The 26,109-nt window shown below is 64.2% G+C and carries 21 protein-coding genes and 1 pseudogene; 6 read left to right on the top strand and 16 right to left on the bottom strand.

Annotation, left to right across the window (positions count from 1 at the left end; genetic code table 11):
* Positions 1–41: 41 nt before the first annotated feature.
* Complete coding sequence (locus IAE40_RS01875; protein ID WP_054891278.1) at positions 42–419, top strand: response regulator; 378 nt, start codon at positions 42–44, stop codon at positions 417–419.
* 6 nt (positions 420–425) lie between these two features.
* Here IAE40_RS01875 and IAE40_RS01870 read toward each other — a convergent pair whose 3' ends face one another.
* The 4 genes from IAE40_RS01870 to IAE40_RS01855 all read right to left on the bottom strand — a co-directional run bounded on the left by IAE40_RS01870 (position 426) and on the right by IAE40_RS01855 (position 4,553).
* Positions 426–1,058, bottom strand: coding sequence for a LysE family translocator (locus tag IAE40_RS01870; protein ID WP_153773542.1), 633 nt, complete (start codon positions 1,056–1,058; stop codon positions 426–428).
* 105 nt (positions 1,059–1,163) lie between these two features.
* Entirely contained in the window at positions 1,164–2,318 is a 1,155-nt protein-coding gene (locus tag IAE40_RS01865) for a cysteine desulfurase family protein (protein WP_197889630.1), read from the bottom strand.
* Between the two features lie 159 nt (positions 2,319–2,477).
* A complete protein-coding gene (locus IAE40_RS01860) occupies positions 2,478–3,521 on the bottom strand; it encodes a hypothetical protein (RefSeq protein ID WP_200602530.1) in 1,044 nt (347 codons plus the stop codon).
* A gap of 93 nt (positions 3,522–3,614) precedes the next feature.
* On the bottom strand, positions 3,615–4,553 hold the full coding sequence (locus IAE40_RS01855; protein ID WP_054891282.1) for a LysR family transcriptional regulator: 939 nt from the start codon (positions 4,551–4,553) through the stop codon (positions 3,615–3,617).
* A gap of 142 nt (positions 4,554–4,695) precedes the next feature.
* Here IAE40_RS01855 and IAE40_RS01850 point away from each other — a divergent pair, with 142 nt between their 5' ends.
* Entirely contained in the window at positions 4,696–5,925 is a 1,230-nt protein-coding gene (locus IAE40_RS01850; RefSeq protein ID WP_200602529.1) for an acyl-CoA dehydrogenase, read from the top strand.
* Between the two features lie 23 nt (positions 5,926–5,948).
* Here IAE40_RS01850 and IAE40_RS01845 read toward each other — a convergent pair whose 3' ends face one another.
* The 4 genes and pseudogenes from IAE40_RS01845 to IAE40_RS25920 form a co-directional block, all read right to left on the bottom strand.
* Positions 5,949–7,034, bottom strand: a complete 1,086-nt coding sequence (locus IAE40_RS01845) for a TerC family protein (RefSeq protein ID WP_234465024.1) — start codon at positions 7,032–7,034, stop codon at positions 5,949–5,951.
* Between the two features lie 150 nt (positions 7,035–7,184).
* Positions 7,185–8,210, bottom strand: a complete 1,026-nt coding sequence (locus IAE40_RS01840) for an ABC transporter substrate-binding protein (RefSeq protein ID WP_197889632.1) — start codon at positions 8,208–8,210, stop codon at positions 7,185–7,187.
* 122 nt (positions 8,211–8,332) lie between these two features.
* A complete protein-coding gene (locus tag IAE40_RS25925; protein WP_371926297.1) occupies positions 8,333–9,088 on the bottom strand; it encodes a methyl-accepting chemotaxis protein in 756 nt (251 codons plus the stop codon).
* Positions 9,089–9,190: 102 nt separating this feature from the next.
* Positions 9,191–10,156 (bottom strand): annotated as a pseudogene (locus IAE40_RS25920) (HAMP domain-containing protein); the annotation flags it as partial.
* 573 nt (positions 10,157–10,729) lie between these two features.
* Between IAE40_RS25920 and IAE40_RS01830 the strand changes: the two are divergent.
* Positions 10,730–12,049, top strand: a complete 1,320-nt coding sequence (locus IAE40_RS01830) for a Na+/H+ antiporter family protein (protein ID WP_151924765.1) — start codon at positions 10,730–10,732, stop codon at positions 12,047–12,049.
* A gap of 82 nt (positions 12,050–12,131) precedes the next feature.
* Entirely contained in the window at positions 12,132–13,046 is a 915-nt protein-coding gene (locus IAE40_RS01825; protein ID WP_200602527.1) for a LysR substrate-binding domain-containing protein, read from the top strand.
* A 32-nt stretch (positions 13,047–13,078) separates the two neighbouring features.
* Here IAE40_RS01825 and IAE40_RS01820 read toward each other — a convergent pair whose 3' ends face one another.
* The 3 genes from IAE40_RS01820 to leuC form a co-directional block, all read right to left on the bottom strand.
* Positions 13,079–14,407 carry a 2-hydroxycarboxylate transporter family protein gene (locus tag IAE40_RS01820; RefSeq protein WP_063544802.1) on the bottom strand — a complete coding sequence of 443 codons (1,329 nt, stop codon included), beginning with the start codon at positions 14,405–14,407 and terminating at the stop codon, positions 13,079–13,081.
* Between the two features lie 82 nt (positions 14,408–14,489).
* Positions 14,490–15,098, bottom strand: coding sequence for a 3-isopropylmalate dehydratase small subunit (gene leuD, locus IAE40_RS01815; RefSeq protein ID WP_197889636.1), 609 nt, complete (start codon positions 15,096–15,098; stop codon positions 14,490–14,492).
* A 3-nt stretch (positions 15,099–15,101) separates the two neighbouring features.
* Positions 15,102–16,526, bottom strand: coding sequence for a 3-isopropylmalate dehydratase large subunit (gene leuC / locus IAE40_RS01810; RefSeq protein WP_200602526.1), 1,425 nt, complete (start codon positions 16,524–16,526; stop codon positions 15,102–15,104).
* A gap of 185 nt (positions 16,527–16,711) precedes the next feature.
* On the opposite strand from leuC, the gene IAE40_RS01805 reads away from it, so the two are divergent.
* Positions 16,712–17,260 (top strand): TetR/AcrR family transcriptional regulator, encoded by a 549-nt coding sequence (locus tag IAE40_RS01805; protein ID WP_063544805.1) that lies wholly within the window; start codon positions 16,712–16,714, stop codon positions 17,258–17,260.
* A 120-nt stretch (positions 17,261–17,380) separates the two neighbouring features.
* Here the strand turns inward: IAE40_RS01805 and IAE40_RS01800 are convergent, their stop codons facing one another.
* From IAE40_RS01800 to IAE40_RS01780, 5 genes are all read right to left on the bottom strand, one after another.
* The gene (locus IAE40_RS01800; RefSeq protein WP_200602525.1) at positions 17,381–18,796 is read right to left on the bottom strand and encodes an efflux transporter outer membrane subunit; all 1,416 of its coding nucleotides are present in this window, start codon (positions 18,794–18,796) and stop codon (positions 17,381–17,383) included.
* Positions 18,793–21,972 (bottom strand): efflux RND transporter permease subunit, encoded by a 3,180-nt coding sequence (locus tag IAE40_RS01795; RefSeq protein WP_054891294.1) that lies wholly within the window; start codon positions 21,970–21,972, stop codon positions 18,793–18,795. Before IAE40_RS01795 ends, IAE40_RS01800 begins: the two co-directional genes overlap by 4 nt.
* 12 nt (positions 21,973–21,984) lie before the next feature.
* Entirely contained in the window at positions 21,985–23,226 is a 1,242-nt protein-coding gene (gene mexE / locus IAE40_RS01790; RefSeq protein ID WP_065862810.1) for a multidrug efflux RND transporter periplasmic adaptor subunit MexE, read from the bottom strand.
* A 191-nt stretch (positions 23,227–23,417) separates the two neighbouring features.
* Positions 23,418–24,431, bottom strand: coding sequence for a zinc-binding alcohol dehydrogenase family protein (locus IAE40_RS01785; protein WP_200602524.1), 1,014 nt, complete (start codon positions 24,429–24,431; stop codon positions 23,418–23,420).
* Positions 24,432–24,597: 166 nt separating this feature from the next.
* A complete protein-coding gene (locus IAE40_RS01780) occupies positions 24,598–25,116 on the bottom strand; it encodes a carboxymuconolactone decarboxylase family protein (protein ID WP_112898168.1) in 519 nt (172 codons plus the stop codon).
* Positions 25,117–25,240: 124 nt separating this feature from the next.
* On the opposite strand from IAE40_RS01780, the gene IAE40_RS01775 reads away from it, so the two are divergent.
* Positions 25,241–26,059 (top strand): AraC family transcriptional regulator, encoded by an 819-nt coding sequence (locus IAE40_RS01775; RefSeq protein WP_063544809.1) that lies wholly within the window; start codon positions 25,241–25,243, stop codon positions 26,057–26,059.
* Positions 26,060–26,109 lie beyond the last annotated feature (50 nt).

Raw genomic sequence — 26,109 nt, 5'->3', positions numbered from 1 at the left:
GGTGGTCAGATGGCCAACTATTTGAAATTCAAGGCGTTGTCATGAGCGAAGATGCACAAGATGTGGTGCTGGTGGTCGAGGACGAACCGGTCATCCGGATGATCCTGCGCGACTACCTGGCGGGCGAGGGCTATCACGTGCTGGTGGCCGAGAATGGTGAGCAGGCGTTCGCGATTCTGGCGAGCAAGCCGCACCTGGACCTGATGGTCACGGACTTTCGCCTGCCAGGCGGGATTTCCGGGGTTGATATCGCCGAGCCTGCGGTCAAGCTGCGCCCGGACCTCAAGGTGATCTTCATCAGCGGCTATCCCGCGGAGATCCTCGAGTCTGGCAGCCCGATCGCGCGCAAGGCGCCGATCCTGGCCAAACCGTTCGACCTCGACACCCTGCATGAACAGATCCAGGCATTGCTCAGATAACGCGCCTTACACCGCCTTGGTGCTGAGCAATCGCACACCCAGCCCGATGAACAGCGCACCGGTGGCGCGTTTGAACCAGGCTGCCAGGCGCGAGGCCTTCAGGCGCTGGCCGAAGCGGTAGGCGGTGAAGCAGTAGAACGAATGCACCAGCCCGACGATGGCCGCGATACTGATGAACATTGCTGCGAACTGGCCGAAGATCGGCCGGCCAGGTTCAAGGAATTGTGGCAGGAAGGCGCAGAAGAACACCAAGGTCTTGGGGTTGCTCGCCGACACCAGGAAGGCTTCGACACCGATCCGCCATTTCGCGCGTGGCGCTACCGGGGTGATCTCGCCTGCGGGCAGCTTGGGCTTGTCCCGTGACAGCAACTGACGCAAGCCCAGATAGATCAGATACCCCGCACCCACCAGCTTCAACGCCAGAAATGCCGCCGGCAGCGAGATCAACAACGCACCGACGCCCATCGCCACACCGCTGATCAGCAGCAACTGCGCACTGAGGTTGCCCAGCAGCGTCATGCCCATGCCGGACGGGCCGTAACGCAGAGCGTTGCGTACGGTCAGCAGGACGTTGGGGCCCGGGGTGAGCGAGGTGATCAGATAGGCCAGGGAAAACGTCAGCCAGAGATGCAATGCCATGGAACGCGTTCCTTCGCAGGGGAAAGCGCCAAGATGTCAGTAATCGGCGCCGGATGCCATGGCAATGGGTTTTTCTTCACTGTCCTTACCTGACAGAAGGCGTCGCTACCAGAGCGCCACGGCGCCCGCTGCAATGACCCGCCCGAACACCTCGAGCGCCTTGTCCACATCAGCCTCGGTGCTGTAGCGCCCCAGGCTGATGCGTACGCTGCTGCGTGCCTGCTGCTCGCTCAGCCCCAGGGCCAGCAGCACGTGGGATGCAGCGTTACTGGCCGAGTTGCACGCCGAGGTCGTGGAAATGGCCAGTTCGCTCGCCAATGCCGCACTGCTGAAGCCCTTGGCCTCGATACACAGGTTCAAGGTGTGCGGGATGCGTTGTTCGGGACAACCGTTGAGGCTCACACCGGGCAAGGCCAGCAGGCCGTCACGCAGGCGTTGCGACAGTGCCTTGATCCGCTCGTGCTCGCTTGCGGCCAGGGCGCCAGCCAACGCGAAGGCACTTCCCATGCCGACGATCTGATGCCCCGGCAGCGTTCCGGAGCGCAGCCCGCCTTCATGGCCGCCACCATGCATCTGCGCCTGCAGGCAGGGGCGCGCGCGGCTGCCGACATACAGTGCGCCAATCCCCTTGGGGCCATAGACCTTGTGTGCGGAAAACGACATCAGGTCGACGGCTTGGCGCGCCAGGTCGATGCTGACCTTGCCCACGGCCTGGGCGGCATCCACATGTAACAGTGCGCCATGTGCGCGGACGCATTCGCCGATCCGGCCGAAGTCGGTGGTGGTGCCCAGCTCGTTGTTGACCGCCATCAGCGATACCAGGCGGGTGTCGGCACGCAGGGCGGCCTGGACGGCTTCGGGCTGTATCAGCCCCTGTGCATCCGGCGCCAGCCTTGTGACCGCCCAGCCCTGGCGCTCCAGTTCGGCGGCCGTGTCGAGCACGGCCTTGTGTTCCAGCTGGCTGGTGATCAAGTGACCGGGCTGGCCGGCGCCCTGGGCAATGCCCTTGAGGGCGAGGTTGTTCGACTCGGTGGCACCGGACGTCCATACCAGCGATTCGGGCGCCGCGCCGACCTGTTCGGCGACCTGGCGACGGGCCTGTTCCACCAACTCGCGGGCGGCCTGGCCGAAAGCGTGACCGCTGGACGCAGGATTGCCGAAATGCGCCTGGCGGCCCATGCAGGCCAGCATGCTTTCGATGACCCGGTCATCGACTGGGGTGGTGGCGGCGTAGTCGAGGTACAGCGGTGAGTTGTGCATAGGTGGGACCGTGCGAGCAGAGGCTGAAGAATGATGTGAGCATGCTAGGGGAGTCGCGAGGGAAGAAGTTTTTCTTGTTTTCGCCTTTCTCAGTGTTCCGTAGAAATATTTTTCTCCTTTAAGCCAGCCAGAAGAAAACTATTCTGGCTGGCCGTTGCATCAAAGCCTCCAGCACCCTTCGAAGCGTTCGCAAACGCCGTATTGCCGGTCAAGCTGCGCCATGGCCCGCAGGTGTTCGAGCTTCGCTTCAGCGGTGATCTGGCGGTAGACCCGCGCGTAGTAACGGCTCATGTCGCGCATGCGAACCTCGCGGCTATTGTAGCGGTTACCCAACTCCAGACCCGCCCAGATCTGCAACTGCTGGTCCTGCACGCTGTTGAGGTACTTGCGGTTATTGTCGCGGAATCTGGCCTGGGCGAGGGGCTTGACCTGGCCAAGGGCTTGCTCGAAATGCTGCAGATTGGCGCGGTACTGGTCCCAGTAGGCATCGGGCAGCGTGGCATTGCCCAAGGCCTTGCGACGTTCGGCGATCTGCTGATCGGCCGGAGGTTGCTGCAGGTTGCCGGCTTGCAGTATGTCGATCACTGCGCCGGACGAGGCCAGGCTGTCATTGATGAGGCTTTCGATCATCGCGCTGCGTTGCACGGAGGCAGGCAGCGGAGTGGGCGGTAGCGGGAACAGCGGCGAGGTGCCGCTACAGCTTGCCAGGGGCTCATCGTTCAGCGGGTAGGGGATGCGTAAATCCTTGCCGTCGATGCGTTGCAGGCGGGTGAGTTGAAGCATGCAGTAACCGTCGCTGCGGTCGACGCTCACTTCGTACTCCGAACCGGCGGCGGGGGTGAAGGTGACCCCGATCGAGCAGGGCGCGCCACCGGTGCTCAAGGTGTTGGCAAACAGATAGAGTGGCTGGTCGGGCTCCAGGCGGATCTCCAGGTAGCCACGGGTGTCGGCGGTGGGTGGCACGCGCATGTCGGCGCGACGGCGAGTGTCTCTGGCCAGGAAGTTGTTGAGCAGGCCGGTGGTGCTGCCCTCGCATCGGGGACCCCGGTAGACATCCAGCGTCGAGTTGGAGGTGTTGGAGACGTAGCGCAGTTTTGCCGCGTCAGTGCGGCTGCTGTCCTGGTAGGTGCCGTTGAAGCTGCAGGCGCCGAGCAGTGCGCAAGCGGCAACCAGAGTGATGGAGCGTGCTGCGGTGGCGAGCATGATCGTCCTTGAGCGTTGGGTGAGGGCGGCGCAGATGCTAGAGGTGATGGCACCGTTCGTCCAGTGTGCCATCATCGTATGCACCGCCTTCGCTCAGTCGGCAGCGGCCTGCGCGGCAATCTCTCGCTCATCCTGCGCCACCACCTGCTGGCACAGTTCGATGATCTGCTCGCGCATCCAGCGGTTGGCCGGGTCCTGATCAGTGCTTTCATGCCAGTACAGGTGCGTTTCCAGTGGCGGGACTTCTACTGGCAGCGTCAGGTAGCGCAACTGATGGCGGCGTGCGAAACGCTCAGGGACGGTCATCACCATGTCGGTCTGCTGCAGCACCTGCGAGGCCATCAGGTAGTGCTGGGAGCGCAGCGCGATCTTGCGCTGCACGCCCATCTTGCCCAGTGCCAGATCGACGTAGCCCAGGCCGTTGCGACGGCTGGAAATATGGATATGGGTCATGCCCAGGTAGCTGTCGAGGGTCAGCTTGGCCTCGCCCAAGGGGTGGCCTTGGCGCAGGGCACAGACATAGCGGTCCTGCATCAGCTTGACGTGGCGCACCTGTGGATCGGTGTTCAGCGGGGCATCGACAGCGAAGTCCAGGCGACCTGCGGCCAGCTCCTTGGTAGTCTCGCGCCGCTTGCACAGGAAGCTCTCGATCACCACGCCCGGCGCCAGGCGGCGCAAACGCTGGAACAGCAGCGGCAAGACCACCGCTTCGGTGAGGTCGGTCATGCTGATGCGGAAGGTCTTGCTGGCCTGCTGCGGATTGAAGATCCGGCTTTCCTGCACCGAGGTACGCAGCAGGGCCAGGGCATTACGCACCGGGCCGATGATGTTCTGTGCCATCGGTGTCGGCACCATGCCTTGGGCGGTGCGCACGAACAGCGGGTCGTTGAAGGTTTCGCGCAGGCGTGACAGGGCATTGGATACGGCAGGCTGAGTGATGCCGACGATCTGCCCGGCACGGGTCAGGTTGGCTTCGGTGTAGATGGCGTCGAAGACGATGAACAGGTTGAGATCGACCTTGCTGAGGTTCATAAGGGCGCCACGTGTTGTTGATGTTATTCGCCGATCATATATCGGTTATGAATGTTAATACACGCCGAAAATAGACTAGGTGGATTGACCTGCACTGCTCTAGGCTCTGCTGCATGTTCTTCATTCCGCAAAGGTAGCCCAGATGGATTTCGCCTATACGCTCAAGGTCCAGGCTCTGCGCGAGCGCGTCACTGCGTTCATGGACACCTATGTCTATCCCGCCGAAGCGGTGTTCGAGCGCCAGGTTGCCGAGGGTGACCGCTGGCAGCCCACCGCGATCATGGAGGAGCTCAAGGCCAAGGCCCGGGCCGAAGGGCTGTGGAACCTGTTTCTGCCTGAGTCCGAGTACGGCGCGGGGCTGACCAACCTGGAGTACGCACCGCTGGCCGAGATCATGGGGCGCTCGCTCCTGGGGCCAGAGCCGTTCAACTGCTCGGCGCCGGATACCGGCAACATGGAAGTGCTGGTGCGCTATGGCAGCGAGGCGCAGAAGCAGCAGTGGCTGGAACCGCTGCTGCGTGGCGAGATCCGCTCGGCCTTTGCCATGACCGAACCTGATGTGGCTTCCTCCGATGCCACCAACATGGCTGCCACCGCCGTGCGTGATGGTGACGAGTGGGTGATCAACGGGCGCAAGTGGTGGACCTCCGGCGCCTGCGACCCGCGCTGCAAGGTGATGATCTTTATGGGGCTGTCCAACCCCGATGGCCCGCGCCACCAGCAGCATTCGATGGTGCTGGTGCCTACCGATGCGCCCGGGGTGAAGATCGTTCGCCCGCTGCCGGTGTTCGGTTACGACGACGCGCCCCATGGTCATGCCGAGGTGCTGTTCGATAACGTGCGCGTGCCTTACGAGAACGTCATCCTTGGCGAAGGGCGTGGTTTCGAGATTGCCCAGGGGCGCCTGGGGCCGGGACGTATCCACCATTGCATGCGTTCGATCGGCATGGCCGAACGTGCCCTGGAGCTGATGTGCAAGCGTGCGGTAAGCCGCACCGCGTTCGGTCGGCCGCTGGCCCGGCTGGGCGGCAACGTCGACAAGATCGCCGACTCGCGGATGGAAATCGATATGGCGCGCCTGCTGACCCTCAAGGCGGCGTACATGATGGACACCGCCGGCAACAAGGTGGCGCGTAGCGAGATCGCCCAGATCAAGGTGGTGGCGCCGAACGTCGCGCTCAAGGTGATCGACCGCGCTATCCAGATTCATGGTGGTGCCGGTGTCGGCGGCGACTTCCCGCTGGCCTACATGTATGCCATGCAGCGCACCCTGCGCCTGGCCGACGGGCCCGACGAAGTGCATCGGGCGGCGATCGGCAAGTACGAGATCGGCAAGTATGTGCCCAAGGAGATGCTGCGCAGCGGGCAGTAAGCCCGCTGGGCAGGTCCTTGCCGTCAAGGGCCGGTGTGGTTCGTGGTAGGGGCCTTGGATGATCCTGGCACGGTGTCGCCAGCGGTCGCTTCGGCCTTGCTCGGGCTGTCCTGGGCCAGGGCAGGTTCTTGCCCTTCGCTGCCTCGGGTCTTGAACAGCGACAGCACCACGCCGCCCAGCAGCAACCCGAATGTCACGCCCAGCGACAGCAGCGCCGGCACCTTGCCCACCAACCCGTGGTAGAAGATCTTGCAACCGATGAAGATCAGCACCAACGCCAGGGCGTACTTGAGGTAGACGAAGCGGTGCATCAAGGCTGACAGGGCGAAGTACAGCGAGCGCAGGCCGAGGATGGCGAAGATGTTCGAGGTGTAGACGATGAACGGGTCCTGGGTGATGGCGAAGATCGCCGGCACGCTGTCGACGGCAAATACCAGGTCGGCCAGTTCGATCAGCACCAGGGCGAGGAAAAGTGGGGTGGCGTAACGTAACGCCTTGCTCTGGCCGGGTGGTGTGAGACGGACGAAGAAGTGCTTGCCGTGGATCTGGTCAGTGACCCGCATGTGCCTGCGCACGAAGCGCAGCACCGGGTTGTTGGCCAGGTCCGGATGGCTATCTTCCCTGGAAAGCGCCATCTTCACCCCGGTGAACAGCAGGAACGCACCGAACAGGTAGAGCACCCAGGCGAAGTTCTGTACCAGCGCGGCGCCCACGCCAATCATGATCGCACGCAGGACTACCACGCCGAGGATGCCCCAGAACAGCACGCGGTGCTGGTAACGGCGAGGGATGGCGAAGAAGCTGAAGATCATCGCCATGACGAACACGTTGTCCATCGACAGCGACTGCTCGACCAGGAAGCCCGTGTAGAACTCCAATGCCGACTGGGCGCCAAGCTCGTACCACACCCATACCCCGAACAGTACGCCCACGCTGAAGTAGCCCGAGTACAGCAGCAGGCTTTCGCGCATTTCGATTTCGCGTTCCTGGCGGTGCAGCACGCCCAGGTCGAGGACCAGCAGGGCGATGACGATGGTGACGAATACCAGCCACAGCCAGGTGCTGGTGCCGAGCAGGGGTGTTGTGAGGAATGTCTGCAGAGCTGTCATGAGCCCCTCCTTGATTGTCGACGTTGCATGGCAACAGTGATTCCGACATGGCGGCGCAAACCGTCAGAGGGGCCCGGCATCACATGGGTGTAAGCCTAGTCCATGGAGTGCCGGGGCCAAGGGGGAGGGGTGTTACATTTCTTTGCCTGATCACGGTTTCCCGAGCGCGTCGCCGACTTTCTGCGCCACTGCAGGTGGCATCCAGGCTTTCCAGACCTGTGGATGCTCGCGCAGGAATACCTTGGCCGCCTCTCGCGGGTCCTGGCGTTTCTCGCTCATGATGGCCAGGGCCTGGTTGAGGGTGTCGATCGGCAAGTCGACCTTTTCGAACAAGGCCACCAGGTCCGGGTATTGGATCTTGAAGGCCTTCGATACACCAATCGACAGTTTGGCGGGCAGCGAACTGCTGCCACGTGGGGCGGGGTTGGCCGGGTCGGTCAAGGTGGCCCAGGCCTGGGCGTCATAAGCGGGCTCTTCCAGGCGCACGAAATCGAAGCGGCCCATCAGCGGTGTCGGGCTCCAGTAATAGAACAGCACCGGTTGGCCACGGCGAACAGCCGAGCTGACTTCAGCGTCGAGGGCGGCGCCTGAGCCGGTGCGGAAATTGCTGTAGAGCCCATCGAGCCCGTAGGCCTTGAGCTTCTGGCTGTTGACGATCTCTGAAGTCCAGCCGCTTGGGCTGTTGAGGAAGCGACCCTTGGTCGGCGCCTCGGGATCTTTGAATACCTGCGCATAGCGCTTGAGGTCGGCGACGCTCTTGAGTTCTGGCGCCAGCGGCTTCAGGTTGCGCGCCGGGTCGCCCTCGATTACGTATGCCGGCACATACCAGCCTTCGACTGCGTTCTTCACGGTGTCGCCCAAGGCGAACACCTCGCCCTTTTTCTCGGCGTCGACCCAGGCCGGGCTGCGCCCGGCCCATTCTTCGGCGATCACTTGCAGGTCGTTTTTCGCCAGCGCGACTTCCATGCTGACGGTGCTGCCGGGGAGGGTATCGGTGGGGTAGCCGTAACCGTTCTCGACGATCAGGCGCAGGATTTCGGTGGTCAGGGCGCCGCTTTCCCAGCCAATGGCGCCGAACTGGATGGGTTTGGCTGACTCGGCGCGTGCGGCGCTGTCGGTACTGGCCAGGCCCAGCGCGAGCAGCAGGCCGGCCAGCAAGGTTGGAATTTTCTTCATGATGGCCTCGTCGATTGCCAATTCGTGGGGTCGGGCAAAGTGTAGACGACGAGGGCAGCGGCCTGGTTCGGCGGCTGGCGGCGATCCCTGCGCGATGCCAGGCTGGCACCGCGCAGGCGTGTTCAGACCCGGAACTGGTCCATCAGCCCCTGCTGCTGGTTGGCCAGGCTGTTCAGCGACTGGCTGACCCGCGCCGACTCATTGGCCTGACCTGACAGCGATTCGGTCACGTCGCGGATGGTGGCCACGTTACTGTTGATCTCTTCGGCCACCGCGCTCTGTTCCTCGGCGGCCGAGGCGATCTGCAGGTTCATGTCGCTGATCACGGTGACCGCCTGGCCGATGCGCTGCAGCGCGGTGACCGCTTGGCCGACCTGCTCCACGCCGCCCTGGGCCTGACGATGACTGCTGTCCATGGCGCCAACCACCTCACGGGTGCCGGCCTGCAGCGACTCGATCACCTGGCGGGTCTCTTCCACCGACTCCTGGGTACGCCGCGCGAGGTTGCGGACTTCGTCGGCGACCACTGCGAAACCACGCCCGGCTTCCCCGGCGCGCGCGGCCTCGATGGCCGCATTGAGAGCCAACAGGTTGGTCTGCTCGGCGATGGAGCGAATCACCTCCAGCACCGAACCAATCTTCTCGCTGTTTTGCGCCAGCCCCTCGACCTGGGCCATGGCGCTGCTCATGTCGGCGGCCAGCGCATCGATGCTGTCAGTGGTCCGATCGATCACGGCCAGGCCTTCGCGGGTGGCCTGGTCGGCCTCGCGCGCGGCTTGCGCTGCCTGGGCCGCGCTGCGGGCGACGTCCTGGGCGGTGGCGCTCATTTCGTGGGAGGCGGTCGCGACCTGGTCGACCTGGCGGTACTGCTGCTCCATGCCCGCACTGGTTTCGCTGGCGATGGCAGCAGACTGGTCGGCCGTGCCGCGTGCTGCCTGCACTGAGCGTTTGACCTCGGCGATGGTGGGTTGCAGTTTGTCGAGGAAGCGGTTGAACCAGCCGGCCAGCTCACCCAGTTCGTCGCGCTTGTCGTAGTTCAGGCGACGGGTCAGGTCACCTTCGCCGCTGGCGATATCCTTGAGCATCGCTGCCACGCCGAGGATCGGCCGGGTTACCCCGCGCGCCATCAGCCACACCGCCAGCAGGCCGGCGATCGCCGCAGCCAGGCCCAGGCCCAGCTCGAGCAGGGTGCCGCTGGTGTTGAGCACGTCGAGTTCGCGCTTTAGCGCGTCGGCAGGGCCGGTCAGGGCGCTTTCCGGTACGTCGAGCAGCACACCCCAAGGCTTGCCGCCGGGAATCGGTGCGAACGCGGCCAGTACCTTGAGGCGTTGCTGGTCGTGAAGTACCTGCAGCTTGCCGGCGGTCAGCTTGCGCACCAGCTCGGCGCCCTGGCGGGTATCGACCTGGTCGAAGCGCTCCGCCAGCTTGCCGGCGTCCGGGCTGTAGCCGGCCAGCAGGCCCGCGGGGCTGAGGATGCCGACCTTGGTGCGACCTTCGTAGAGGCTGCGGCTGGCGTCTTCGCTCAGGGCCTGCAAGCTGTTCAGGTTGGTGTCGATGGACAGGGTACCGATCACCTTGCCGTCCACCATCAGCGGGAAGACGATGCTGGTCATCAGCACTTGCTGTCCAGCGATCTCATAGAAGTAGGGCTCGATCACGCAGACCTTGCCGGTGCTGCGCGGGCAGGCCCACCAGGTATTGGCCGCCTCGCCGCTGGGGCCGATCTGGGTGTTGGCCATATCACGCTCGGGCAACGCCATGGCGGTCAGTTGGCCCGCGCGCGGCTGCGACCAGTACAGGGCGAAGCGCCCGGTTTCGTTGCTGCCAAGCTCGGCGAGGCCGCTGAACAGTTTGTCCTTGCCGTCCAGGGCGTTGGCTTCGAATACCAGCGAAAGGCCGAGCAGCTCGGGGTTGGCCTGCAGGGCGGCGCGGACTTGGGCGGTCATGTCCTGGCGCAGGTCGTGGGCGTCGATGAAGCGCTTTTCGGCCTGTTCGCGCAGGAACAGGACCTGACGGGCGAAGCCGGCACCGTACTGGTAGGCGTCCATGAACTGACGGCGAATGCTCAGGGCCTGGACCTCGCCTTGAGATTCGATACGGGCCTGGGCGGATTCGGTGAGCATCTGCGAGCTGCTGGCTTTGACCAGATCCGAGCTGTGGTCCATGCGATACAACGAGAGGCCGACGAGCAATGTGACGATGCTGGCCAGGCACAACCCGGCGAGCAGGGTGATCTTCCATTGGATGGAAAGTTGACGCAACGGCATGGTGTACATCCCTTGTAATAGTAGAGCTGGGGCTGACGACTGTTTCGGCGGGACCGGGCTTTTCTTTATATGAACGTTCAATAAAGATAAAAGCGCCTATACAAACGCCATCCCTCGGCAGTTTTGACATCCTCCCCCCAGTGCTTCAGAGTGTGCGCCCTCCATAACAACACCCATGGTCCGGCCGCTGCCCAGCGCAGCTTGTCGCCGGAGCGCCCGCTTTTTGTCTGTCGTAATGAGGTATTGCACACCATGAATGCAGTGATCGCCGCGGTCGGTATCATGCTGGTACTGAGCCTGTCCCGCGTGCATGTGGTCATCGCCCTGATCGTTGGCGCCCTGACCGGAGGCCTGGTCGGTGGCCTGGGGATCGAGGGCACGCTCGCGGCCTTCAATGGCGGCCTGGGCGGCGGCGCGACGGTGGCGTTGTCGTACGCGTTGCTCGGCGCCTTCGCCGTGGCCATCGCCAAATCGGGCCTGGCTCACGCCCTGGCTGACCGCGCCCTGGCGATGATCGACCGCCAGGGGCAGGCACAGAGCGGTAAGCTCAAGTGGCTGTTGATCGGTCTGATGCTGGTGGTTGCGGTGTCGTCGCAGAACGTTCTGCCGATTCACATCGCCTTCATCCCGCTGTTGGTGCCGCCGCTCTTGTACGTGCTGACACGCCTGCGCATCGACCGGCGCCTGATCGCCTGCGTGATCACCTTCGGCCTGATTACCCCGTACATCTTCCTGCCCGTGGGTTTTGGCAACATCTTCCTCAACCAGATCCTGCTGGCCAACGTCAGCCGCGCGGGCGTGGACATCAGCGGCGTCAACGTCACCCACGCCATGGCCATCCCGGCGGCGGGCATGCTCGTTGGCCTGCTGGTGGCGGTGTTCATCAGCTACCGGCGCAAACGTGACTACGACCTGGCGCGCATCGAAGAGGTCGAGCAGGTCAGTGTGCAGTACAACCCACTGACGTTGCTGGTGGCCGGCGCAGCCATCGCTGCGGCGTTCATCATCCAGTTGTGGCTGGATTCGATGATCATCGGTGCGATGGTCGGTTTCCTGATCTTCTCGCTGTCGGGCATCGTGCGCTGGCGCGAGACCGACGATCTGTTCACCGAGGGCATGAAGATGATGGCCATGATCGGCTTCATCATGATCGCGGCCTCGGGCTTTGCCGAAGTGATGAAGGCCACCGGCGAGGTGAAGAGCCTGGTCGAGACCTCGGCGCAGTGGATCGACCACAGCAAGGGTATCGGTGCCTTGCTGATGCTGCTGGTGGGGTTGCTGGTGACCATGGGCATCGGCTCTTCCTTCTCAACCGTGCCGATTCTTGCCGCGATCTTCGTGCCGCTGTGTGTGCAGTTGGGCTTCGACCCGCTGGCCACGGTGTGCATCGTCGGCACGGCCGGTGCGTTGGGCGACGCTGGCTCGCCTGCCTCGGACTCGACCTTGGGGCCGACCTCAGGCCTGAACGTCGATGGCCAGCATCACCATATCTGGGACACGGTGGTGCCGACCTTCATTCATTACAACCTGCCACTGCTGGCGTTTGGCTGGGTAGCGGCGATGGTGCTTTAGGCCCGATCGGATCGATTGTCGCTAACCGGTAGGGCTGGCATCATGCCCGAAGCGTGAATCAATCGCTTCGGGAGTACCTCCAATGAACACACCTCGTGCCGAATCGCCGCTGCCGGAAGACCTGCGGGTCTTCCTCACGGTGATTCGCAAGTCAGGTTTTGCAGCGGCGGCGGACGAACTGGGCTTGTCGCCAGCCTATGTCAGCAAGCGCATCCGCTTGCTGGAGGTGGCGCTGGGCACGCGGCTGCTGCACCGCAACGCCCGCAGCATTGCCCTCACCGACGCCGGAGAGCGTGCCCAGCGCTGGGCCATCCGCATTCTCGGTGACATGGACGACTTCGTCGGCGAGATGAAACAGGTGCGCCAGGAGCCGCGCGGCGTGCTGCACCTGTGCAGCAGCTTCGGCTTCGGCCGCAACCATGTCGCACCTGCTGTGGCGCAGTTGTCGGCGGCGTATCCGGCCCTGGAGATTCGCCTGGACGTGTTCGACCGCGTGGTGGATATCGTCGCCGAAGGCTTCGACCTTGAAATCCGTATCGGCGACGACCTGCCGGCGCAGCACATCGGGCGCAAGCTTGCGAGCAACCAGCGGGTGCTGTGCGCCACGCCCGAATACCTTGCCCAGCGTGGTACGCCGCTGAACCTCAAGGATCTCGACAATCACGACTGCCTGGTGCTCAAGGAGCGCAACAACCCGTTCGGTGTGTGGCAGCTGCAGCATGCCGGTCGCGAAGAAACGGTGCGCGTCAGCGGGCCGCTGTCGTCGAACAATGGTGAGATCGTTCTGCAGTGGGCGCGGGGGGGGGGGGGCATCCTGCTGCGTTCTTACTGGGATGTACGGCCACTGCTGGAGAGCGGTCGGCTGGTGCAGGTGCTGCACGACTACACCCAGAGTGCCAACGTCTGGGCGGTATACCCGACGCGCCTGGCGGACTCGGCGAAACTGCGCGTGTGCGTGGAGTTTCTCGAGCGGCACTTCAAGGTGTTGCTGGGGTGAAGCCAGGGGCCACGGGGTAGCCCCTGTTGCGTTCAGTTGAACAGGCCCAGCAGCAGGGTTGCGCCGATCACCGTCGCGGCGCCGCCCAGGCGCGTGGAGATCTGCGCGAAGGGCATCAGGCCCATGCGGTTGCACGCCGAAAGAATCGCCACATCGCCGGTGCCGCCCAACCCACTGTGGCAGCAGGTGACGATGGCCGACTCGACCGGATACATCTTCAGCAGATTGCCGATCAGAAATCCCGCCAGGGTCATGGCCAGTACCACCGAGGCACAGACCAGTACATAGCCGATGGAGAACACGCCCATCACGCTTTCCAGGGGTACATAGAGCATGCCCAGGCCGATCATCACCGGCCAGATGAAGGCTGTCGACACTAGCTTGTAGAACTGCTTGCTGCCTTTTTCCAGGTGCGTGGGCAGTACGCGCAGGTATTTGAACAGGACCGCGACCACGATCATCATCACCGGCCCCGGAATGTGCACCAGCTTCTCCAGCAGGCCGCCGAGGACGAAAAAGGTACAGATCAGCAGCACACCAGCACCCATGTAGCGGAAGTCGATGGCCTCGTCGTCGGCCTGCTCCTTGAACTTGTCGTTTTCTTCGCGAGCGCGGATCAGCATGCCGTCACCGCTGAGCTGCGGGCGCTTACCGGCCAGGCGTGCGAGGGCGCCGGCGCAGATGATCGCGACGATGTTGCCCACCACGGCTGCTGGTACCAGTTGCGCCACGTACTGCTCGGGGCTGCCGCCGAGAATGTGTGCATAGGCCAGCGACAAGGGCAGGATGCCTTCGCCGATGCCGCCGCCGATGATCGGCACGATGATGTAGAAGAAGGTGTGGTGGACCGAATAGCCGAACAGCACGCCCACCAGTATTCCCGCCGCGATCGCCGCCAGGGTGCCGGCCACCAGCGGCACGAACATGCGCATCATGCCCTGGACCAGGATGAAGCGGTTCATGCCCAGGATGCTGCCCACCACCAGGCTTGCGATGACGAAATAAAGGAAGTTGGCATCCTTCATCAGCATCTTCGTCGCATCCAGCGTGGCACTGCCGAAGAAGCCATGGAACACCAGCACCGAGGGCAACAGCAGGCAGAGGATCGCACCGCCACCAATTTCCTTGAGCAGTGGCAGGCGCTGGCCGAGCTGGCCGAAGAACACGCCCATGGTCATGATCACCGCCAGGCCACCGATCATGGTCTTGGGCAGGTAACCGAAGTGTGCCGAGCAGAACACGATCAGGGCGATGCCGATGAAATAGGGCAGGGGGATCACACCGATCGGGTAGGTGAGCAGCGCGTTGAGCCGGCGCTGGACGGGCGTGTGTTCGGCGCTGGGCGCCAGGGTCTTGTTCATGTGCATGTCCTCTATTTGTTGTTGTACGAGGAGCCGTGAAGCGCCGCCCGTGTCCGGGCGGGCTTGTGTCGTCCCTGGCGGCTCAGGCCAGCCACGGATGGGCCTGCAGATGCCGTGCTTCGAAGGCGCGGATCTGTTCGGTACGTTGCAGCGTGCTGCCGATGGCATCGAGCCCCAGCAGCAACGCCTGCTTGCGCAACTGATCGATCTCAAAGTCGATGCTGCGACCGTCGTGCAGCGCGATCCGTTGTCGCTCCAGGTCGATGCTCAGTTCAGCGCTGCCGGGTTCGCTGACCCATTGCCCGATCTCTTTGACTTGGGCCTCCTCGAGCTGGATCAGCAGCACGCCGTTGCGCTGGCAGTTGTCGAAGAAAATCCCGGCAAAGCTGCTGCCGATCAACGCGCGGATCCCCAGTTGCTTGAGGCCCCATACCGCGTGTTCGCGGCTCGAGCCGCAGCCGAAGTTGGGGCCGACCACCAGAAAGCGCGCGTCCTGCCAGGGTGCCTGGTTGAGCACGAACTCAGGGTTCGGCGCGCCGCCCGCGGCAAAGCGCAGGTCGAAGAACACCCCACGGTCCAGGCCATTGCGATCGATGCCCTTGAGAAACTGCTTGGGCATGATCACGTCGGTGTCGACGTTGGCGGCCAGGAATGGGGCGGCGATACCCGTTTCGGTGAGGAAGGGTTGCATGGCTCAGGCCTCCAGGGGAAAAGTGCGGACATCGATCAGGTGGCCGCTGACGGCTGCGGCGGCGACCATCGCTGGGCTCATCAGGTGCGTACGTGCACCGGCGCCCTGGCGGCCCTCGAAGTTGCGGTTGGTGCTCGACGCGCAGCGGTCACCGGGGCTGAGTACGTCGTCATTCATTGCCAGGCACATGGAGCAGCCCGACTGCCGCCATTCGAAACCGGCATCGACGAACAGCTGCGCCAGGCCCTCGCGCTCGGCCTGTTCACGCACCTGGGTGGAGCCGGGCACGATCATTGCGCGCACCCCTGCCGCGACCTGGCGTCCGCGCACCACGCGGGCGGCATCGCGCAGATCTTCGATGCGGGCGTTGGTGCACGAGCCGATGAAGGCATGGCTGATGGGGATCTGGTCGAGCTGCATGCCGGGTGTCAGGTCCATGTAGCGCAAGGCGCGTTGCAGGTCCTGGCGGCGGATCAGGTCAGGTTCGTGCAGCGGGTCAGGCACCTGCTGGTCGATAGGGGCGGCCTGGTCGGGGCTGGTGCCCCAGGTCACCATGGGCGCCAGCTCGCCGACATCGAGGGCGACTTCAAGGTCGAACTGCGCGCCCTGGTCGCTGAACAGCGTGCCGCGCCAGTTCTGCACTGCCTGCTCCCAGAGTTCGCCCTTGGGCGCGCGGGGCTTGTCGGCAAGGTAGTCGTAGACCTTCTGGTCGGGCGCCATGAAGGCACCTCGGGCACCGGCTTCCACGGCCATGTTGCAGATGGTCATGCGCGCCTCGACGCTCAGGGCGCTGATGGTCGGGCCGGTGAACTCGATGGCATAGCCGGTCGCACCGGAGGCACCGATGCGGCGGATCAGTTGCATGATGATGTCCTTGGAGACCAGGCCTGCGCCCAGCTCGCCGGTCACCGTGACGCGCAGGGTCTTCAGGCGCTTGTAGACCAGGGTCTGGGTGGCCAGCAGGTGCTCGATCTCCGAGGTGCCGATGCCGAAACCGAAGGCGCCCAGCGCGCCGTAGGTGGTGGTGTGGCTGTCGCCGGCAGCGACCACCATGCCGGGCAGGATGAAACCTTGCTCGGGCGCCACCACGTGCTCGATGCCTTGGCGCTTGTCCAGCACATCGAACAGTTCGATGCCGAAGTCGCGGCAGTTCTGCTCGAAGTAGGAGACCTGCAGTGCGCCCCCAGCGTCAGGCATGGTGGCGATGCGCTCGGGGGCGGTGGGGTTGACGTGGTCGACCACCGCCAGCGTACAGGCCGGGCGCCAGACCTGCCGCCCGGCTTCGCGCAGGCCGCTGAAGGCCTGGGGGCTGGTGTATTCGTTGGCGACCTGGCGGTCGATGTACAGCAGCACATGGCCTTGGTCGTCCAGGGTGCAGACGGTGTGGGCGTCGAGGTGCTTGTCGTAGAGCGTTCTGGGGCGATGCATGGCTGTCACTCGCGATCGAATGGTCATGGGCGTAGGCGTCACGGTAAGCGCCTGGGTCCAGCTTATTCCGTTCGGATCGTGGAACAACGCAGCCAACGTAATGCTGTGCTGCACGAATCGTGCAGCATGCCGGGCGAGCGTCCTGGCTGGTATGCTCTGCAGCGAACCCACCTCAAGAGACCACCATGGCAAGGCCGCGAAAACAGGACAGCAGCGACAGCGACGTCAAGGCACAGATCATCGATGCCGCATTGCGGGTGATCCAGCGCGACGGTTCGGTGTGCGCCACCTACCGGCGCATCGCCAGCGAGGCCGGGGTTTCGCCAGGGACCATGACCTACCACTTCAGCACCATCCAGGAGATCGTCGCGGCAGCCTTCGTCAAGATGACCAACCGCATCGCCGATCAGTACTTCACCCGTCTGGGCGATGCGCGTGATGCCGAGCATGCCCGCGAACTGCTGGCCGACCTGATCTGTGGCGAGTTGTGGAAAGCTTCGGGGCAGATGCTGCTGATCTTCGAACTCTATGCCTTCGTCTCGCGCCACCCCGACTACACCTACATCATGGATGACTGGATGGCCCGCTCGCGGGCGGCGTTGCAGGTGCATTTCGACGAGAAGACCGCGCGGGCGCTGGATGCGCTGATCGAAGGCTTCACCATTCACAATGCGCTGAGCCGCACGGTGGTAAGCCGGGACGACATCCTGGCATTGATCCGCGCGGTGTCATGAGCCTGACGCCGGTGCGCACGGCCAGGGCTGCAAAAAAAAGCCCCGCGGACCAAGGTCGGCGGGGCAAAGGGTTGGGGGAGGGACCAACCAAAGGAGTCGTTGCAACGGATCGCGTGAGGGTTACTTCACGCTGGCCACGGTGTCTGGCTGCCAGCCGCCACCCAAGGCCTTGTAGATCGAGACGATGCCGCGATACAGCTCGACTTCGCCCTGGGCCTGGGCATCTTCGGCGGCAAGCTTTTCGCGCTCGGCATCGAGCAACACCAGGTAATCCACCGTGCCTTCGCGGTAGCGCACCGAGGCCAGTTCTGCCGCCTTGCCGCTGGCATCGCTCTGGCGGATCAGCGACAGCAGGCGCTGCTGGCGCTTGCCGTAATCGCTGAACGCATTGGAGGACTCTTCCAGTGCCAGCAGTACCTGTTGCTCATAGGTCGCCAGCGCGCCTTCGGCGTCGGCCTTGGCGCCGCGCAAGCGGGCACGCACGCTGCCCAGGTCGAAGGCGGCCCAGCTGATGGTCGGGCCCAGTGCCCAGGCATTGGCAGCGGACGAACCGATCTGCGAGCCACGCCCAGCGGTGAAGCCCAGGAAGCCGCTCAGGCTGACCCGTGGGAACAGGTCGGCGGTGGCGACGCCCACATTGGCGGTGGCGGCGGCGAGTTGACGCTCGGCGCTGCGGATGTCCGGACGGCGGCGCAGCAGTTCACCCGGATCACCCACCGGCAGCGCCTTGGCGATTGCAGGCAGTTGCTTGGGCGACAGGTCCACGCTCAGTGCGTCCGGGCGCTCACCCAGCAGGGTGGCGATACGGTTGCGTGCCCGCACCTGCTCGGCCTGCAGTTGCGGCACGGTGGCCTCGACTGCCGCCAGGCGGGCATCGGCACGCACCACATCCAGCTCGTTGCCGACCCCGGTGTCGCGCAGGGTCACGGTGATGCTGCGCGAGTCTTGCTGGGTCTTGAGGTTGGCCAGGGCGATCTTTTCGCGCAACTGAGCGCCACGCAGCTGGCCGTAGGCATCCACCAGCTCGGCGATCAGGCTGACCTGCAGTTGTTGCAGGTCGGCTTCGGCGGCGTCTTCCTGAGCCTTGCTGGCCTCGATCTGACGCTGGATGCGGCCGAACAGGTCGACCTCCCAGGCCATGTCCAGGCCCAGGTCGTAGCGCTCGGTGTTGACTCGGCGATCGGTCTGGCCGGGTACCTGGCCCTTGCCGATGTCGCTGCTGGCGCGGCTGGTGACCACCGGCAGGTCGTCGTTGGAGACGTCCTCGCGGATCGAGCGCGCGGCCTTGAGGCGGGCGAAGGCCACGCGCAGGTCACGGTTGCCCTGCAGCGATGCCTGCACCAGCTGGTTCAGGGTCGGGTCGTCGAACTGCTTCCACCAGCTGCTTTCGAAGCGGCTGCGGTCCAGGGTCTTGGCCGGCGTTTCGGTATCGAAACGCGCAGGCTGGGTGTCTGGGGTCTTGTAGTCCGGGCCCACCGCGCAGGCCGCCAGGGCCAGCGCCAGAAGGCTAGGAGTCAGGGGTTTGAGCAGGTTCATGCATGATTCTCCAGCGCTTGCACTCGCTCGGCCTTGCGGGCCTGGCGACGTTCGACGTGACGGCGGATCAGGTTGAAGAACACCGGCGTCAGGAACAGGCCGAACACGGTCACCCCGATCATCCCCGAGAACACCGCCACGCCCATGGCATGACGCATCTCGGCACCGGCACCGGAGGAGAACACCAGCGGCACCACACCCATGATGAAGGCGATCGAGGTCATCAGAATCGGACGCAGACGCAGGCGGCAGGCTTCCAGCACGGCGGCCAGCGGATCCAGGCCCTCGGCCTGCTTGTCCTTGGCGAACTCGACGATGAGGATCGCGTTCTTGCACGCCAGGCCCACCAGTACGATCAGGCCGATCTGGGTGAAGATGTTGTTGTCACCCCCGGAAATGATCACGCCAGTGATGGCCGACAGCAGGGTCATCGGTACGATCAGGATCACCGCCAGTGGCAGGCTCCAGCTTTCGTACTGGGCAGCCAGCACCAGGAAGGCCAGCAGTACGCAGAGCGGGAACACGAACAGCGCGGTGTTGCCCGAGAGGATCTGCTGGTAGGTCAGGTCGGTCCACTCGTAGGTCATGCCGTTGGGCAGTTCTTCCTTCAGCAGTTTCTCGATCGCCGCCTCGGCCTGGCCGGAGCTGTAGCCTGGGGCTGCGGCACCGTTGATTTCGGCGGTGATGAAGCCGTTGTAGTGCATCACGCGGTCGGGACCGGAGGTGTCGCTGACCTTGAGGAAGGTCGCCAGCGGGATCATCTCGCCCAGGTTGTTGCGCACCTTCAACTGGCCAATCTGCTCGGCGTCGAGACGGAACTGCTGTTCAGCCTGGACGTTGACCTGGTAGGTCCGGCCAAAGCGGTTGAAGTCGTTGGTGTACAGCGAGCCCAGGTAGACCTGCAGGGTGTCGAAGATGTCGGTGATCGCCACGCCATGGGTCTTGGCCTTTTCCCGGTCGATGGCAGCATCGACCTGCGGCACGTTGACCTGGTAGCTGGTGAACAACCCGGCGAGCTCAGGCACGCTGCGGCTCTTGGCGATGACGTTCTGGGTTTCCTTGTACAGCGCCTCGTAGCCCAGGTTGCCGCGGTCCTCGATCTGCAGGCGGAAGCCGCCAATGGTGCCCAGGCCCTGTACCGGCGGCGGTGGGAAGATCGCGATGTAGGCGTCCTGGATATCGGCGAACTGCGCGTTCAGCGCTGCGGCGATGGCTTGTGCCGACTGGCTCGGGTCCTTGCGCTCATCGAACGGCTTGAGCGGGGTGAACACGATGCCGCTGTTGGGGCTGTTGGTGAAGCCGTTGATCGACAGGCCCGGGAAGGCCACCGAGTCGGCAACGCCTGGTTGCTTGAGGGCGATTTCGCTCATGCGCTTGATCACTGCCTCCGTGCGGTCGAGGCTGGCGGCGTCAGGCAACTGGGCGAAGGCCACCAGGTATTGCTTGTCCTGCGCCGGGACGAAGCCGGTCGGCGTGGACGAGAAGCCCAGGTAGGTCAGGCCCATCAGGCCGGCATACACGAACAGGGCGATGCCGCTGGAACGAATGACCCGGCGTACGCCACCGACGTAGCTGTTGCTGGCACGGTCGAAGAAGCGGTTGAACGGCGCGAACAGCCAGCTGCCCAGCAGTTTTTCCAGGAACCGCGAGAAACGGTCCTTGGGCGCGTGGTGGTCCTTGAGCAGCACCGCGGCCAGGGCCGGCGACAGGGTCAGCGAGTTGAACGCCGAAATCACGGTCGAGATGGCGATGGTCAGGGCGAACTGCTTGTAGAACTGCCCGGTAAGGCCGGAAATGAACGCCGCCGGTACGAACACCGCGCACAGTACCAGGGCGGTGGCGATGATCGGGCCGGTCACCTCGCTCATGGCTTTTTGCGTGGCCTCCATGGGCTGCAGGCCCAGGCCGATGTTGCGCTCGACGTTTTCCACCACGACGATGGCGTCGTCCACCACGATCCCGATCGCCAGGACCAGGCCGAATAGCGACAAGGCGTTGAGCGAGAAGCCGAACAGATGCATCACCGCGAAGGTACCGATCAGCGAGACCGGTACGGCCATCAGCGGGATGATCGAGGCGCGCCAGGTCTGCAGGAACAGGATCACGACCAGCACGACCAGCACCAGGGCTTCGAACAGGGTGTGCACCACCGCTTCGATCGAGCCGCGGACGAACACGGTCGGGTCATAGACGATGCTGTAGTCCATCCCTTCCGGGAAGTCCTTCTTCAGCTCGGCCATCTTCGCCCGTACTTCGTCGGAGATCTCGATGGCGTTGGAGCCAGGGCGCTGGAAGATCGGGATCGCTACCGCCGGCTGGTTGTTCAGCAGCGAACGCAGGGCGTACTGGCTGGAGCCCAGCTCGACGCGTGCGATGTCTTTCAGGCGGGTGATCTCGCCGTCGGCGCCGGCGCGGATGATGATGTTCTCGAACTCTTCCTCACTGACCAGACGGCCCTGGGTGTTGATCGACAACTGGAAGCTGGTCGAGCCGGGGGCGGGCGGTGCGCCCAGCTGACCGGCAGCGACCTGGCGGTTCTGTTCGCGGATCGCCGCGACCACGTCACTGGCAGTCAGGTTGCGCGAAGCGGTCTTGTTCGGGTCCAGCCACACACGCAGGGAGTAGTCGCCCATGCCGAACAGTTGCACGTCACCGACACCGCCCAGGCGCGCCAGCTCATCCTTGATGTTGAGGATGGCGTAGTTGGACAGGTAGAGCATGTCGTAGCGCTGGTCCGGCGAGGTCAGGTGCACGACCATGGTCAGGTCGGGCGAGGCCTTGTCGACGGTGATACCGATGCGCGTCACTTCCTCGGGCAGCTTGGGCTGGGTCCGGGTCACGCGGTTCTGTACCTGCACCTGCGCGTTGTCCAGGTCGGTGCCCAGGGCGAAGGTGATGGTCAGGGTCAGCTTGCCATCGGCGGTGGACTGCGAGGACATGTAGAGCATGTTCTCGACACCGGTAATGGCTTGTTCAAGCGGTGCGGCGACGGTTTCGCCGATCACCTTGGGGTTGGCGCCCGGGAAGTTGGCGCGCACGACCACGGTCGGTGGCACCACTTCAGGGTATTCGCTGATCGGCAACTGGAACAGCGAGATGCCACCGGCGATCAGCAGCACGAGCGAGAGCACGGCGGCGAAGATCGGGCGGGTGATGAAGAATTTCGAGAAGTTCATCGATGTTGTCCCTTAACCGCGCGGTGCCTGGGCACTGGCGACTTTCACATTCGAACCTGCCACCGCCGGTGCCGGATTGCTGGCTTCCAGCGCCTGGCGCTGACGGGCGAGGGTGGCGAGGGTTTCTTCACTGGCCATCGGGGTTTCCTCCGGGGTGACCGGCGAGCCTGGGCGCACACGCTGCAGGCCCTTGACCACGATGCGGTCGTCCTTGCTCAGGCCGCTGCGCACGATACGCAGGCCTTCGAGCTTCGGACCCAGTTCCACCGCGCGGTAGGCGGCCTTGTTGTCCTTGTCCATGACCAGCACGAACTTCTTGCCGAGGTCGGTGCCGACCGCTTCGTCATTGATCAGCACGGCGTCGTACTTGGCGCTGCCGACCAGCTTGAGGCGGGCGTAGAGACCTGGGGTGAACTGGCCATCGCGGTTGTCGAACACGGCGCGACCACGGATGGTGCCGGTGCGCGGGTTGACCTGGTTGTCGACGAAGTTCATCTGGCCCAGGTGCGGGTTGCCGGTCTCGTTGGTCAGGCCCAGGTACACCGGGGTGGTCTGGCCGCGCTGGCCCTGGCGGGCAAGCTGGGTGTACTTGAGGTACACGCGCTCGTCGGCGTCGAAGTAGGCGTAGACCTTGTCGGTGGAGACCACGCTGGTCAGCGGGGTGACGTCGGCGGTGACGATGTTGCCAGCGGTGAAGTCGGCACGGCTGACGCGGCCACTGATCGGCGAGGTGACGCGGGTGAAGCTCAGGTTCAGGCGGGCCAGGTCGAGCTGGGCCTGGATCGCATCCACCCCGGCGCGGGCCTCGGCGGCGGCGCTGGTGCGCGATTCGGCAAGCTCGGCGGAGATGGCGTTGCTGTCGCGCAGGCGCTCGCCACGACGGGCTTCGTTGGCGCTGCGGATGGCGGTGGCCTTGGCCTGTTGCAATTGGGCTTCGAGGCGACGGACTTCAGCCTGGAACGGGCGCGGGTCGATCTGGAACAGCAGGTCGCCTTTCTTGACCTGAGCGCCTTCGGTGAAGGCCACCAGGTCGATCTGGCCGGAGACGCGCGGGCGGACTTCCACGGTTTCCGGGGCTTCCAGGCGTCCGGTGAACTCATCCCATTCGTTGATCGGCTGCTCGATCACCTTGGCCACGCTCACCTTGGGGGCGGCGGGAGCCTGCATGGCGTCGGGGGTTTTACCGCAAGCGCTGATCACCGCCACTGCCAGGGCAGCGAGGGGATAGCGCAGGGCCTTGAATGAATATTCCATGGAGAACTCCGCCACTGTATTGATAGTGGGCGGATCATGAGTGTGTTGCGTTACAGGAACGAATCGAATGGCGCGAAGGTCATTATCACGCGGAATGATATGTCGAGCCTGTTTATCGATGGCGACACATGTGGCAGTGAGGGGCAGCGGCCTTGCGACGTGCTCGCGACCCCCTCACCGCATGACTGAAATCAGTCCCCGAACCCCTCCAGCACGATCTTGCCCTTGGCCCGGCCACTTTCGATCAGCGCGTGGGCCCGACGCAGGTTGGCGGCATTGATGGTGCCGAAATGCTCACCCAGCGTGGTCTTGAGCACACCATCGTCGATCAGTTTCGCCACCCGCTCCAGCAACTCGTGCTGCTTGATCATGTCGCTGGTCTGATAGAGCGAACGGGTGAACATCAGTTCCCAGTGCAGTGACAGCGATTTGCGCTTGAGCGGCACCACGTCAAGGCTGGCCGGATCGTCGATCAGCGCCAGCTTGCCCTGCGGGCGCAGCGCCGCGACCAGTTGCGCAAAGTGACTGTCGGTGTGGGTCAGGCTGATCACCAGGTCGACCTCCGGGTAGCCAATGGCGTTCAGTTGCTCGACCAGCGGCTGGCTGTGGTCGATCACATGGTGCGCGCCCAGCTCGCTCACCCACTGACGGGTTTCGGGGCGAGAGGCGGTGCCGATCACGGTGAGGCCGGTGAGCTGGCGTGCCAATTGAAGCAGGATCGAACCCACGCCACCGGCCGCGCCGATGATCAGCAAGCTCTGGCCGTGGCCTGCGTTTTCAACGACACCCAATCGGTCGAACAGCAATTCCCAGGCGGTGATCGAGGTGAGCGGCAATGCTGCGGCGCTGGCGTTGTCCAGGCTGCGCGGCTTGCGGCCGACGATGCGTTCGTCGACCAGGTGCAATTGGCTGTTGCTGCCGGGACGATCGATGGCTCCGGCGTAGTAGACCTGGTCACCGGGCTGGAACAGGGTGACTTCGGTGCCGATTTCGCGGACGGTCCCGACCGCATCCCAACCCAGCACCCGCGGGGCCGTCTTGCCGGCGCCGGCGCGGATCTTGGTGTCGACCGGGTTGACTGAAATGGCCTGGACCTCGACCAGCAGGTCACGTGGGCCTGGAGTGGGGCGGGGCAGTTCGCTGTCGAACAGGGCTTGGGCGCTGTCGATGGGCAGACCGTGTTCGGTGAAGACGATGGCTTTCATGGGGGTTCCTTGGGTATCGATGGGCGATGGGGATACCTTAGCTAACGCGGTTTGGCTGAAAAACATCGTTATGGAAGTTAGACTTTCGGCTTTTCTTTGAAAGTGTGCGCTGACAGAGCAGCCCCCTCGCGGCTTGTCCCGCGAGAGGGCTGCTGCTGTTGGCCGATCATGCGCCGCGTGGTGGGAAGTCCACTTCGGTCCGCGCCACATTGTTCAGGTAGTTGGTCAAAGTCAGCAGCGTCACCTGGGCAATCACATCGACGATCCGCGCATTGTCCAGCCCACCGGCACGTACCTCGGCCAGCACACCGTCGGGCACCTGGCCGCGATTCAGCGTCACCGCGCGGGCAAGCACGGCTACCGGATTCAGGGTGCCGGCGCGTGCTGCCTGCATATCAGCCTCGCTCAGCCCCGACTTACCGCCGAAGAAGCTGTGCGCAGCCACGCAGTACTCACAACCATTGACCTGGGATGCGGCCAGGGCCACGACCTCGCGTTCGGCCGGGGTCAGGCTGTTCTTGCCCATGGCCTGGGCCAAGGCCATGTAGCCGTTGAGTGCGGCTGGGGAGTGGGCCATGGTGGCGAAGGCGTTGGGCAGGAAGCCCAGGCCTTTTTCCACGCCTTGCAGGGCTGGGCGGGCGGCTTCAGGGGCTTGTTCGATGGTCAGGGCGGCAATGCGAGTCATGGTGAATCTCCTGTCTGAGTGGGAGCTTGTTGATCAAGCTTGGGTACAGATTACCCAGCAGGAATTGCCTTTCGGGTTCAAATCGTCCAGCTTATGCGACTGATCGTCTAAATATGGATCTGCTATGGACCGCCTCGCTACGCTGCTCAACCATTTCGACTTCAACGCCTCGACGTTCCACCAGGGCGGCTTCTGCGGCCTCTCGCGTTTCGATGGCGAGCAGCGCAGTGGTCATGTGCATCTGCTGCGCGCCGGGCGCCTGCGCTTCAGAGGCCCGGCCGGGCACGAGCAGGTGCTGGAAGAACCCAGCCTGATTTTGCTGATACGTCCGCAGACCCACCAACTGCTGGCCAGCGAGTCGGACAATGCCGAACTGGTCTGCGCCACCTTGGCGTTCACCGGTGGCCCGGACAATCCGCTGACCCGTGCATTGCCGGACGCGCTGGTCAGCCCGCTGAGCGCCCTGACCGGGTTGCAGGCCAGCAGCGACTGGCTGTTCACCGAAGCCTTCGGCGATGATTGCGGACGCGAACTGGTGCTCAACCGGTTGTTCGAGCTGATGGTGATCCAGCTGTTGCGACAGTTGCTCGGCGATGGCCAGATGGCTTCAGGCATGTTGGCCGGGCTGGCCGACAAGCGCCTGTCGCGGGCGTTGGTGGCGATGCATGACGCCCCTGCGCACAACTGGAGCGTGGAGGCGCTGGCATCGTTGGCGGGGATGTCGCGGGCGAGCTTTGCCGCGCACTTTCGCGCGGTGGTGGGCAGTACCCCGGGGGATTACCTGGCAGATTGGCGCATCGGGCTTGCGCAGAAGCGTATCCGCGAGGGCAGGCCGCTGGCGCTGGTGGCGGATGAGGTGGGGTATCAGAGCCCCTCGGCGCTGGCGCGGGTGTTCAGGCGCAAGACCGGGGTGAGCCCTTCGCAGTGGCGTGGGGAAGCTTGACAGCACGGGTGTTCTTTTCGCGGGCAAGTCGCAGCGGTGAACCGCCGCTG

It is taken from the genome of Pseudomonas sp. S44 (assembly GCF_016624805.1).
In the GTDB taxonomy this organism is placed as follows: Bacteria; Pseudomonadota; Gammaproteobacteria; order Pseudomonadales; family Pseudomonadaceae; genus Aquipseudomonas; species Aquipseudomonas machongensis.
Note: the sequence above shows the minus strand (reverse complement) of the source record. Positions and strands in the feature narration are given on the sequence as shown.